Source organism: Actinospica durhamensis (assembly GCF_018139695.1).
Taxonomy (GTDB): domain Bacteria; phylum Actinomycetota; class Actinomycetes; order Streptomycetales; family Catenulisporaceae; genus Actinospica; species Actinospica durhamensis.
The window spans coordinates 1-11,874 of the sequence record NZ_JAGSOG010000264.1; the positions used below are offsets into that span (position 1 = coordinate 1).

The window sequence follows — 11,874 nt, forward strand, 5'->3', positions numbered from 1 at the left end:
CGCTCGGACTCACCGGACGAGCTCCCCGCGGCCATCCCGGCCCTCCCCCACCTCGCGGCGCTGCGGCTGCGCCTCGTGCTGCACCGCGACACCGCCCCAGAACGCGAAGCCCTTCACCCGCACCACCGGCGCGTTCGCCGGCGGGACCGCGGTGGGCTCGTTCTCCCCGAAGCCGCCCATGAAGCCGATGCCGACGACCTCCACCCGCACCTGCGGCGGCGCGATGATCTGCACACCACCCATGATCGCGACGGCGGAGATCTCGGTGAAGGCGCTCTCATACCGGGCGTCGCGCAGGTCGAACACCACCCCGCCCCAGAACGCGAAGGCCCGCAGGCGCTTGGGCACCACCCAGGCGCCGGTGCGCTTGGCCCCGGACATGACGGCGATCGCGGCCCGCCGCACCGGCGAGGGGGCGCCGGTCAGCGGGACGGCGTCTTCGGGTACGGATACCCGCGGGGCCGAGCCCTGTTCGGTCGGCAGGTCCGCGGTGATCGGTTCGAGCTCGCGGTAGGTCTTCGCGGAGTAGACGGCCTCGAGCCGCTCGCCGAGCTCGTCCAGGGTGATCCGGCCGTGTCCGGCCGCCGTGCGCAGCAGTTCGGCGACGCGCTCGCGGTCCGTGTCCGAGGCACGCAGGTCCAACTCGGCCCGGCGCTGCGCGGGCTGCTCGTCCATCGCCATGGCGGAATCCTATACGGACCATGCCGTACGGGTCCGCCGAGCGCGGCCGGTGCCTGGCCGGCGCTTCGCCCGCGCCGCGTCAGTGCCCGATGTGCCAGCCGAGCAGGTAGGAGTGCACCGCGTCGGCCACCATCTGCACGGCGATGGCGGCGAGCAGCAGACCGGCGATCCGGGTCACCAGGGTGACCCCGGACTCCTTGATCAGCCGGATGATCAGCACCGAGTAACGCATCGTCAGCCAGATCACCAGGTGCGTGGCCACGATCGCGGCGGCCACCGCCACGAAGTCGCCCACCGCGTGGATCTGCTGCACGAACAAGATCACCGCGACGATCGCGCCCGGCCCGGCCAGCAGCGGCGTGCCGAGCGGCACCAGCGCCACGTTCACATCCGCCGACTCGCTCGGCTCGTCCGCCCGGCCGGTCAGCAGTTCCAGCGCGACGAGCAGCAGGAGCAGCCCGCCCGAGCCCTCCAGCGCCGAGACCGTGATGCCCAGGTACTTCAGGATCTGCTGCCCGAACGCGGCGAAGCAGCTGATCACGCCGAAGGAGACGACAGAGGCCTGCAACGCCAGCCGGCGCCGGTCGCGCCGGGAGCGGCCCGAGGTCAGGCCGAGGAAGACCGGCACGGTGCCCGGCGGGTCCATGATCACCAGCAGTGTGACGAAGCTGGTGCCGAAGAGGGTGACGTTCATCGACGCGGATTCCCCGGCCGGTCAGGCGGATTCGGGGAACAGCGCGGCGAAGGCCTCCGGCGCGGTGGTGCACTGCCCGAGCACCACCGTCTTGCGGGTGCCGTGGTAGTCGCTCGACCCGGTCGCGACCATGCCGAGCGAGTCGGCCAGGGCCCGGACATGCGCCCGGGCGGCCTCGTCGTGGTCCGGGTGGTCGGCCTCGAGCCCGTGCAGCCCGGCGTCGCCGAGCATGGCGATCTGCTCGTCCGTCACGGTCCGCCCCCGCTTGGCCGCGGCCGGGTGCGCGAAGACGGTCTTGCCGCCCGCGTCGCGCACCAGCCGGATCGCGTGTACGGGTTCGAGGGCGTACTTCTCCACGTAGGCGCGGCCGCCGTCGGCCAGCCACAGGCTGGAGAAGGCCGCGTCCACGCTGGGCACCACGCCCGCCTCCACCAGCGCGCTGGCCACGTGCGGGCGCCCGATCGCGGCGCCCCGGGCGATGCGCTGGACCTGCTCCCAGGAGATCGGCGCGCCGAGGTCGCGGCAGCGTTCGGTGATCAGTTCCGCGCGATGCTCGCGGTCGTCGCGCAGCTTGGCCCGCTCCGCCGCGAACTCCGGGGCGCCGCGGTCGAAGCCGTAGGCCAGCAGATGCACCTGGATCCCGCCGGGGCCGCCGAAGCGGCAGGAGATCTCGGCCCCGGGGATCACCCGCACGCCGTGCCGCTCGCCGGCGGCCGCCGCCGCGTCCCAGCCGGCGGTGGTGTCGTGGTCGGTCAGCGCGATCACGTCGAGCCCGGCCGCGGCGGCGTTCGCCACCAGCTCGGACGGGGTGTCGGTGCCGTCCGAACAACTGCTGTGGGTGTGCAGGTCGATCCGCATTCGGCCAGGCTACCGGGCCCGCCGTCGGCTCTCACCTCCGGCGGCCACTTCGGCTCACCTCCGGCGTGCCCGCGCTCGCGGCCCTACCGGCTACGCGGCCGCGCCGTACAAGCGCCGCTCAGCCGAAGAAGCGCGGCGAGAGCGTGCCCATCGGCAGGTAGGCGAGCTCGGCCTCGGCGTCGCGCAGGTCGGTGAGCACCACTTCGTCGTAGAGCAGGGTGCCGGCGATCGCGGGCCACAGCACCAGCCACAGCCACATCCCGCGCGCCTCGCCGACGAACACGGCGCGGTCGCCGGTGCCGGGCACGGCCCACATCGGGGTGGGCCGGCCGGCCGCGTAGAGCTTGGCGTGCGCCGCGGTGTCCTCGAAGATCGGGCCGGGGTCGGGTCCGGGCAGGCCGGCGAAGCGGGCGCCGAGGCCGATGCCCATCTCCTCCGCGATCAGCAGCAGGTCGCCGTCGCCGCCGAAGGGCGAGGGGCCGGACGCGGCCACCACGGTCGCGCGCGCGCCGTCCTTGCGGTCGCCCGCGTAGGCCAGACCGCTGAAGCTCCAGCCGCTGGAGAGCGGCCAGGGCAGCCAGAGCGGGACCTGGGAGTGCGCGACCACGCCGGAGAGCGCCTCGGCGTCCGGGGCGAGCACGGGCTGGACCGGGTGCACCGCGCCGTGCAGCTCACAGTGCCACAGGTCCACGGACGAGCTCGGCCCGTACGGCAGCGCGGCCGCGGGCAGCGACGCGAGATCCTCCGGGACGGTGTCCGGCACCTCGCCGATGAACGACTCCGGCACCACCGGCAGGTGGGCCGAAGGATCGCCGGGAGCACGCACACGGTTCCCGCACCGGGGACAACTGGGCTCGCCCTTCATGATACGAACGGTCTCCCGTCCGGGTGCCTCCCGTCAAGCGCTCGTCACCCGAGAGGGGCCCCGGCTGCGCCCGGCGCCCGGCCGCGTGCTCAGCCGCGCGGCTCGGGCCGGGGCTCGAACGGGCCGCCGGCGGGCAGCTTGGGCACCATCACCTTGCGGCGGAAGACGCAGACCACGGTCCCGTCCTGGTTGATCCCGCGGGTCTCGACCGCCACCACGCCGCGGTCCGGCTTGGACCTGGACTCGGTCTTGTCCAGCACCGTGGTCTCGCCGTAGATCGTGTCGCCGTGGAACGTCGGGGCGACGTGCCGCAGCGACTCGACCTCGAGGTTGGCGATGGCCTTGCCCGAGACGTCGGGCACGGACATGCCGAGCAGCAGCGAGTAGACGTAGTTGCCGACGACCACGTTCCGGCCGAACTCGGTGGCGCCCTCGGCGTAGTGGGCGTCGAGGTGCAGCGGGTGGTGGTTCATGGTCAGCAGGCAGAACAGGTGGTCGTCGTACTCGGTGACGGTCTTGCCGGGCCAGTGCTTGTACACCGCGCCGATTTCGAACTCTTCGAAGTAGCGGCCGAACTGCATGGGTCAGCTCCTGAAGGGTGGGACGGTTGCGTGCCGCCCATCCTGCCGCAACTTGTTACCGGCCGGTAGCCTCAGGCGTCGAGTTCGACCTGCTCCGGCTCGAACTCGGGCTGCCCCGGCTTGGGGTAGTCCACCGCGTCCCCGGCGTAGCCCACGTCCGGGATCTCCGGGGCCAGCCAGCTGGCCAGGTGGTCGGGGTAGTCCTCCTCGATCAGGTCCCCGACGGTCAGCACGTAGGCCAGGTCCCCGGCGGCCGAGGCGGCGTGGCTGAGCGCGGAGTCCTTCTCCCAGGTGCCGTAGGTGGCCGCACGGGCGTAGCCGCGGGCCAGGCGGGCGGCCCCGGACCGGCCGGAGGCCGAGATGGCCGCGTCGGCCTTGGCCAGCGCGTCGAACTTGTGCCGGGCGAAGTTGAGCCCGGCCGCGTCGATCCGCTTGCCGATCCGGTCGAGCTGCTCGCGCTGGAGGTTGCCGAGCGCGTAGAGCAGGCCGAGCACGCGCTGGCCGTTGGGCCCGTACGCCCACCAGGAGGCGACCTCGGCGACGGCCAGGAACTCGCGGGTGACGATCGCCTGCGCGCCGACCGAGGAGGCCGGGACGAAGTGCTCGGGCGCGGGCACGGCCTGGAGCTGGAAGAGCCGGAAGGACCCGTCCACACCGAGGGTGAGGGTCATGTCGTCGGCGATGCCGAGTCCGCTCTGCGCGGGCTCGGGATGCAGCAGCAGTCCGTACGGCTCGGCGGAGGACTCGGCCTCCGCCGGTTCGGTCAGGAAGGTGGTGATGCCGCGCTCGAGGGCCGCGGCCAGGTCGACCACCTGGCGGTCCGGTCCGATCTGCCGGGTTCCGTCCATGCGGGCGATCACGTAATACGTTGCCATCGGAGTGTCCTGGCCCTCCCTGATCCTTGCCACGCGCGGGCGCGGTCGTCGCCGCCCATCCTGCCCTATCGGCCCGGTGCGCGTCAGGTGGTCCGGGCAGCCGGAGAGCGGTCGGCCGGTCCGAAGTCTAGACGAGCGCGGACCAGACCTCGGCCACGGCCTCGACAATCGCGTCCGGCCGGTCGTATGGAACGAAATGGGCACTGTCTTCGAGCTCGATCAGCTTTCCGCGCGCGGACATCCGCGTCAACTGCTGCTGGCGCGCGCGCCACTGCTCGCGGCCGCGGCGCAGCGAGCCGCCGGCGAACGGCAGCGCGCGGGCGACCGGGGACAGGCCGTAGGCCGCGATCACCCGCAGCGGCACGTCGGCCGGGAACGGGCGCTCGCAGCGCAGCTCGAGCAGCTGCGCGGCGAGCGTGTGGTAGGTGGCGTTCTCCAGCAGCCCGGCCGTGAACACCCGGCCAGAGGCGCCGGCCGCGGCCACCTCCGCGGTGTCTGCGAGGTCTGATCCGCCGACCCGGGTGGCGCGCACGGACAGGGCCCGCATCAGCGGCGTGCCGAGCGCGGCCAGGCCGGTGCGCCCGGCCAGCTCGCCGACCTTCTGCCACAGCGCCACCGCGCGCTCGGCCTGTTCCGGGCTCGGCGGGGCCGGCGCGTCCGGCTCGGCCGAGCCGTCGATCAGCACCAGGCCGGCCACCAGCTCGGGGTACATCCGGGCGAAGGCCTCGACGTGGAAGCCGGAGAGCGAGAACCCGACCACCACCGCGGGCCCGATCGGCCCGGCCCCCGGCCCGAGCACTCCGGGCGTGGTCAACAGGGCCCTGATGCGGTCGGCCTCGCCGGCCAGCGTCGGCCCCACCGGCGAGGGCTCGGACCAGCCGAGCCCCGGGCGGTCGAAGCACAGCGCCGGGGCGCGCTCGGCCAGCTCGGGCAGCACCAGCTTCCAGTCGAACCAGCCGCCGCCGAGCCCGGAGCTGAGCAGCACCGGCGGGAGGGTGGCACCGGGCGGCCCTGGCTCGGCCACCACGTGCGTGGCCAGCCCGGCCACACGGACCAGGCGCCCGGGTACCCGCGGCGCGACGTTCACAGACCCCAGGCTAACCCGCGCGCTCGGAACCGGCCGCGCGACGGTGGGCGGAGGTCGGCGGCGTACGGCGTCGGTGTGCGGTGGCCCGCGGCCGGTCAGCGCAGCTTGTACTCCTCCAGCAGCCGCCGCCCGATGATCATCCGCTGGATCTCGGAGGTGCCCTCGCCGATCAGCAGCATCGGCGCCTCGCGGTAGAGCCGCTCGATCTCGTACTCCTTGGAGTAGCCGTAGCCGCCGTGGATGCGGAAGGAGTCCTCCACGACCTCCTTGCAGTACTCGGCCGCGAGGTATTTCGCCATGCCGGCCTCGAGGTCGTTGCGCTGCCCGGCGTCCTTGGTCCGCGCGGCGCGCACCATCATCTGGTGCGCGGCCTCGACCTTCGTCGCCATGTCGGCGAGCTTGAACTGGATCGCCTGGTGCTGGGCGATCGGCTTGCCGAACGCGGAACGCTGCTGGGCGTAGGCGATGCCGAGCTCGAAGGCCCGCAGCGCGATCCCGCAGGCGCGCGCGGCCACGTTCACCCGGCCGACCTCGACCCCGTCCATCATGTGCGCGAAGCCGCGCCCCGGCGTGCCGCCGAGCACCCGGTCCGCCGGCACCCGCACCTGATCCAGCACGAGCTCGGTGGTGTCGACGCCCTTGTAGCCCATCTTCTGGATCTTGCCCGGCACGGTCAGTCCCGGCCGGGTCTCGCCGAAGCCGGGCTCCTTCTCGATCAGGAAGGTGGTGAGGTTCTTGTAGGGCGTCTCGGCGCCCTCGTCGGTGCGGGCGAGCAGGGCGACGAGGTTGGCGGTGGCCCCGTTGGTCAGCCACATCTTCTGGCCGGTGATCAGATAGTCGGACCCGTCCCGCACGCCCTTGGTGCTGATCGCGGCCACGTCCGAGCCGAGCCCCGGCTCCGACATGGAGAACGCGGCGCGCACCCGGCCCTCGGCCATCTCCGGCAGGAACGCGGCCTGCTGCTCGGCCGTGCCGTGCTGCTTGATCATGTACGCCACGATGAAGTGGGTGTTGAGGATGCCGGAGACCGACATCCAGCCGCGCGCGATCTCCTCGACCACGAGGGCGTAGGTCAGCAGCGACTCGCCGAGGCCGCCGAACTCCTCCGGGATCATCAGGCCGAACAGGCCGAGCTCGGCCATGCCCTTGACGATCTCGGTCGGGTACTCGTCGGCGTGCTCGAGCTCGGTGGCGACCGGGATGATCTCGCGCTCCACGAAGGTGCGGACGGTCGCCAGGATCTCCTGCTGGATGTCGGTCAGGCCCTCGGTTCTGGCCAGGCGTGCCATACGTACGGCTCCCTCGGTCGATGCTCCCGCCCCGGCGGGCCGTGCGGCGGCCGGGCCGCCGCGCGCCGCCTCGAGGGTGCGGGTCACGGTTGTTACTGGCCAGTATCCACAGCGGGCGCGGGCCTGGAAAGGGCGATCGGCCCCAGGTTTTCGTGATTTCGGCAGCCCGGCGCGGGATGGCGCGAGTGCGCGCGGGCAGGACTCGGCGCGGACGGTCGCCGCACGCGTCCGCCCGCCCGTCTGTCCGCCCGTCCGCGCGCTCGGGGCTCAGCCCTGGGGCGGCTCGAACTTCCCGGTCCTGGCGTAGCCGGCCGCACGCCCCTTGCCCGCGACGACCAGCGCCATCTTCCGGCTCGCCTCATCGATCATCTCGTCGCCGAGCATCGCCGAACCCTTCTTCCCGCCCGCCTCCGAGGTGTGGAACGCGTAGGCGTCCAGGATCAGCTCGGCGTGGTCGTAGTCCTCCTGGCTGGGCGCGTAGACCTCGTTGGCCACCGCGATCTGGTCCGGGTGCAGCACCCACTTGCCGTCGAAGCCGAGCGCGGCCGAGCGCCCGGCCACCGTGCGGAAGCCCTCGACGTTGCGGATCTGCAGGTAGGGCCCGTCGATCGCCTGCACGTCGTGCGCGCGGGCGGCCATCAGGATCCGCATGAGGATGTAGTGGTAGGCGTCGCCCACGTCGTAGCCGGGCGGCTGCTCGCCGACGACCAGGGACTTCATGTTGATCGAGGCCATGAAGTCGGCCGGGCCGAAGATGATCGTCTCGATCCGGGGCGAGGCGGCGGCGATGGCGTCCACGTTCACCAGGCCCTTGGCGTTCTCGATCTGCGCCTCGATGCCGATCCGGCCGACCTCCAGGCCCATGGTCTTCTCGATCTGGGTCAGCAGCAGGTCGAGCCAGACCACCTGGCCCGCGTCCTGCACCTTGGGCAGCATGACGCAGTCCAGGTTCGCCCCGGCGCCCTCCACCACGGTGATCACGTCGCGGTAGGTCCAGTGCGTGGTCAGGTCGTTCACGCGCACGGTGCGGGTCTTGCCGCCCCAGTCGCCCTGGTTGAGCGCCTCGACGATCTTGTGCCGCGCGCCCTCCTTCTCCAGCGGGGCGCAGGCGTCCTCGAGATCGAGGAAGACCTGGTCCGCCGCGAGCCCCTGGGCCTTCTCCAGGAAGCGCGGATTGCTGCCGGGGACGGCGAGGCAGGAGCGGCGCGGACGGTTGACTGCGGACATGGGATGGTTCCTTCCCGTCAGGGTACGGACCGTGGTCCCTGGTCAGGTTACCCGTCGGTAGGGATGAGTGCCGCGTGATGCGCGCCACTCGACGCGGCCGCCTCGAAGGCCGCGTCCGCGCCCTCCGCGCCGTGCTCCGCCGCGCCCCGCGCCTGGCCCGCGGTGCTGATCGCGACCAGCCCGGCCAGGATCAGCAGCGCACCCGGCAGCGCCCAGATCGAGGGCACCTGGTGCAGCCAGAACAGCGCGATCAGCGCCGCGATCGGCACCTCGAGCAGGATGACCACGGAGACCACGGTCGGGCTGGTGGTCTTGAGCACCCGGTTGAACAGGGTGTGGCCGAGCAGCTGGGCCCCGGCCGTGAGCGCGCAGATCTTCAGCCAGGCCGAGCCGTCGAACCCGAGCAGCGACTGCCGGGTGATCAGGGCGAGCGCGACCAGCGTGAGCGAGGCGGTGGAGTAGCAGATGCTCGTATAAGAGGTCAGCGACACCGTCTGGCGCACCCGGGCGCCGAGGGTCATGTAGATCGCGGCGAACACGGCCGCGCACAGCGCGGACAGGTCGCCCACGAAGGCGCGCTGGGACAGGTGCAGGTCCACCCCGGAGAGCACGATCACGCCGAGGAACGCGACCACGATGCCCAGCCAGGCGCGCGCAGCCACGTGCTCGCCGCGCAGCCGGGCGATGAAGGCCGCGAACATCGGCTGGGTGGCGACGAACGCGGTGGCCGAGGCCACCGAGGTCATCGACAGGCTCGGGGTCCAGGTGGCGAAGTGCAGGCCCAGCATCAACCCGGCCAGCAGGGCCGTGATCCACTCGGTACGCCGCAGGCCCCTGAGTTCCTCGCGGTGGCGCAGCAGCGCGAAGGGCGTGAGCACCGCGGCGCCGAGCGCGTTGCGCCACACCGCGATCGCCAGCGGCGCCGCGCGGGTGGCGGCGATCAGCGGCCCGGAGGTGCCCACGCCGAGCACGGCCAGCGCGAGGATCGGCACGTCCTTGGCCGGCGGGCGGTGCACGGCCGAGGGGCCGCGCGTGACCGGGCCGGATATCGACGCCGGGCGCGGCGCCGCGCAGGAGTCGGGCTGGCTGGTCAGGGGTACCTCCGGGACGCGGGTATGACGAGCGGTACGCCCAGGGTACAAGTCGCGGCGGCCGATACCACGCGGCCTGCGAACTTCTACAAGCTGTCCCACTGACGAGCGCCGCAAAGCACTGTGGGACAGTCTTGGACCATGACCCGGCCGCAGTACCCCGCATCGCCCTCGTCGTCCTCCGTCGCGACGCTTCCGCCCGCGCTGCCCGACGCCGCGTTGGTCGAGGAGGCGTGTAAGAAGTCCGGTCTGCTCTGGGTGGCCGTGCCCGGAATGCGCGACCGGCTGGTCTGGCACGTGTGGCAGGAGGTGGCCGGCGTCGGCGCCGCGTATCTGGTCACCGGCGGCGGCGAGCAGAACGTCCCGGGCCTGTCCAACGGCCAGCTGGTGCGCGTCACGGTGCGCTCGAAGGACAAGGGCGGGCGCCTGGCCACCTGGTCCGGCATGGTCGGCCGGGTCGAGCCGGGCGGCGCGGAGTGGGCCGAGGTCGTCCCCACCCTGCACGCCAAGCGCCTCAACGCCCGCGACGGCGAGGCGCAGCCGGACCGCTGGACCGCGCACTCGGTGGTCTACCGGATCGTGCCGCAGGGCCCGCTGCTTGAGGGTCCCGGCCGCTTCGCCAAGGCCAGCGGCGCCGCGCCGGTGCAGTCCGGACCCGGTACCACCCGCCGCCGCTGACCGCGCCGGGCCGCACGCGGCGCGGAAATGTACGCCGATATCCGCCGCCCCGCCGCTCGCCCGAAGTCACCTGCGTCCAACCGAGTGACGCCCGCCCGGGGGTTACTAGCTAGTATGAGCGGTATGACCGTAGCGACCGTCACCGAAGAGCAGGTCCGCACCGCGCTCGCGCGCGTGCAGGACCCGGAGATCCGCCGTCCGATCACCGAGATCGGCATGGTGAAATCCGTGGCAGTCGAGGGCGGCACGGTGAACGTCGGGCTGTACCTGACGGTGGCCGGCTGTCCGCACAAGGACCCGCTGCGCGCCGACGTCACCCGCGAGGTCGGTGCGCTCGAGGGCGTCACCAGCGTCGCGGTGGAGCTCGACGTGATGAGCCCGGAACAGCGCCAGCAGCTGCAGACCCAGCTGCGCGGCGGCCGGGCCGAGCGGGAGATCCCGTTCGCCAAGCCCGGCTCGCTCACCCGCGTGTTCGCGGTGGCCTCGGGCAAGGGCGGCGTCGGCAAGAGCTCCGTGACAGTGAACCTCGCCGCCGCGATGGCCGCGCGCGGGCTGAAGGTCGGCATCGTGGACGCGGACATCTACGGCCACTCCGTGCCGCGCATGCTCGGCGTGACCGAGCGGCCCACCCAGGTCCAGGACATGATCATGGCTCCGGTGGCGCACGGCGTCCGGGTCATCTCGATCGGCATGTTCACCCCGGGCAACGAGCCGGTGGTCTGGCGCGGCCCGATGCTCCACCGCGCGCTCCAGCAATTCCTCGCCGACGTCTACTGGGGCGACCTCGACGTGCTGCTGCTCGACCTGCCGCCGGGCACCGGCGACGTGGCCATCTCGGTGGCCCAGCTCGTGCCGAACGCCGAGATCCTGGTGGTGACGACCCCTCAGCAGGCCGCGGCCGAGGTGGCCGAGCGGGCCGGCACCATCGCGCTGCAGACCCGCCAGCGGATCGCCGGCGTGGTGGAGAACATGTCCTGGATGCCCTGCCCGCACTGCGACGAGCGGGTCGAGGTCTTCGGCAGCGGCGGCGGCCAGACCGTGGCCGACGCGCTGACCCGGGTCACCGGCACCACCGTCCCGCTGCTCGGCCAGATCCCGATCGACCTGCGCCTGCGCGAGGGCGGCGACGGCGGCGTCCCGGTCGTGCTGGCCGAACCGCAGGCCCCGGCCAGCATGGTGCTCGGACAGATCGCCGACCAGCTGACGGTCCGTTCGCGCGGCCTGGTCGGCATGTCCCTGAGCGTCTCCCCCGCCGGGCGCTGAGCCCACGCGAGACAAGCCCGTGCCCGGGCCACCCGCAGTGGCCCGGGCACGGGCTTTCGTCTTGTCCTGCGACCGCCGCCCTGGATCTGAGCCCTCAGCTGTAGAGCGTCGGGTCCACCCGGACGAAGGCCAGCGAATAGGCCGACACGCCGCGGCCGTAGGCGGCCAGGAAGCAGTCGGGGCGCGCCGCGGCCATCACCCAGCCGTAGAGCGACTCGCGGTAGTGGAACTCCTGCTGCTGCTCGCCCACGAGCAGGGTCAGCGGCTGCCAGGGGTCTGCGCCGAGGGTCTCGGCCACCTCGTAGGCCATGTCCCGCTGCTGATCCACCCAGTACTGACGGGTCGTCGCATCCAGGTGCCAGGGCCAGTTGTCGTCGACCAGCCCCACCCCGGCCAGCGCGGCGGCGGCGGAGACGGTCATCGCCTCCACCGAGCCGGCGGCGCTGCCGTCGGGTTTGGCCAGCGGGCGCCGGCCGAGCCTGGCCATCGTCAGCACCGTGACGGCGCGGCGCTGGGTCATCGAGTCGGGGCGGGTCGCGCCGGCGTCGCCGTGGCGCAGGGTGCCGAACTCGACCAGGCCGTCCGGTCCCGTGCACACGGCGCCCAGGCTGCGTGTGCCCTGCCAGCCGGCGTCGAGGCCGTACCAGGGCAGGTCGGCCCGCAGGAAGACGTCGGGGGTTTCGGG

At 72.8% G+C, this 11,874-nt stretch carries 13 protein-coding genes; 2 read left to right on the forward strand and 11 right to left on the reverse strand.

Annotated elements, in window-relative coordinates:
- Nucleotides 1-9: 9 nt before the first annotated feature.
- The 10 genes from KDL01_RS33130 to KDL01_RS33175 form a co-directional block, all read right to left on the reverse strand.
- On the reverse strand, nucleotides 10-681 hold the full coding sequence (locus KDL01_RS33130; protein WP_212532628.1) for a DUF1707 SHOCT-like domain-containing protein: 672 nt from the start codon (nucleotides 679-681) through the stop codon (nucleotides 10-12).
- Between the two features lie 79 nt (nucleotides 682-760).
- A complete protein-coding gene (locus KDL01_RS33135) occupies nucleotides 761-1,375 on the reverse strand; it encodes a MarC family protein (protein ID WP_212532629.1) in 615 nt (204 codons plus the stop codon).
- A 21-nt stretch (nucleotides 1,376-1,396) separates the two neighbouring features.
- A complete protein-coding gene (locus KDL01_RS33140; protein ID WP_212532630.1) occupies nucleotides 1,397-2,233 on the reverse strand; it encodes a PHP domain-containing protein in 837 nt (278 codons plus the stop codon).
- Nucleotides 2,234-2,351: 118 nt separating this feature from the next.
- Entirely contained in the window at nucleotides 2,352-3,059 is a 708-nt protein-coding gene (locus tag KDL01_RS33145) for a DUF6758 family protein (protein WP_212532631.1), read from the reverse strand.
- Nucleotides 3,060-3,187: 128 nt separating this feature from the next.
- Entirely contained in the window at nucleotides 3,188-3,679 is a 492-nt protein-coding gene (locus tag KDL01_RS33150) for a MaoC family dehydratase (RefSeq protein ID WP_212532632.1), read from the reverse strand.
- A 71-nt stretch (nucleotides 3,680-3,750) separates the two neighbouring features.
- Nucleotides 3,751-4,554: a hypothetical protein gene (locus KDL01_RS33155; protein WP_212532633.1), complete on the reverse strand. Its 804-nt coding sequence runs from the start codon at nucleotides 4,552-4,554 to the stop codon at nucleotides 3,751-3,753.
- 127 nt (nucleotides 4,555-4,681) lie between these two features.
- Entirely contained in the window at nucleotides 4,682-5,641 is a 960-nt protein-coding gene (locus KDL01_RS33160) for an alpha/beta fold hydrolase (RefSeq protein WP_212532634.1), read from the reverse strand.
- A gap of 95 nt (nucleotides 5,642-5,736) precedes the next feature.
- Nucleotides 5,737-6,930: an acyl-CoA dehydrogenase family protein gene (locus KDL01_RS33165; protein WP_212532635.1), complete on the reverse strand. Its 1,194-nt coding sequence runs from the start codon at nucleotides 6,928-6,930 to the stop codon at nucleotides 5,737-5,739.
- A gap of 267 nt (nucleotides 6,931-7,197) precedes the next feature.
- Nucleotides 7,198-8,157 carry an HpcH/HpaI aldolase/citrate lyase family protein gene (locus KDL01_RS33170; protein WP_212532636.1) on the reverse strand — a complete coding sequence of 320 codons (960 nt, stop codon included), beginning with the start codon at nucleotides 8,155-8,157 and terminating at the stop codon, nucleotides 7,198-7,200.
- Between the two features lie 47 nt (nucleotides 8,158-8,204).
- On the reverse strand, nucleotides 8,205-9,173 hold the full coding sequence (locus KDL01_RS33175; protein ID WP_212532637.1) for a DMT family transporter: 969 nt from the start codon (nucleotides 9,171-9,173) through the stop codon (nucleotides 8,205-8,207).
- A gap of 216 nt (nucleotides 9,174-9,389) precedes the next feature.
- On the opposite strand from KDL01_RS33175, the gene KDL01_RS33180 reads away from it, so the two are divergent.
- Together KDL01_RS33180 and KDL01_RS33185 are read left to right on the forward strand one after the other, a co-directional pair.
- Nucleotides 9,390-9,926: a hypothetical protein gene (locus KDL01_RS33180; protein WP_212532638.1), complete on the forward strand. Its 537-nt coding sequence runs from the start codon at nucleotides 9,390-9,392 to the stop codon at nucleotides 9,924-9,926.
- 123 nt (nucleotides 9,927-10,049) lie between these two features.
- Entirely contained in the window at nucleotides 10,050-11,189 is a 1,140-nt protein-coding gene (locus KDL01_RS33185) for an Mrp/NBP35 family ATP-binding protein (RefSeq protein WP_212532639.1), read from the forward strand.
- Between the two features lie 94 nt (nucleotides 11,190-11,283).
- Here KDL01_RS33185 and KDL01_RS33190 read toward each other — a convergent pair.
- Nucleotides 11,284-11,874, reverse strand: a 591-nt coding sequence (locus tag KDL01_RS33190) for a hypothetical protein (protein WP_212532640.1), incomplete at its 5' end; no start/stop codon positions are given.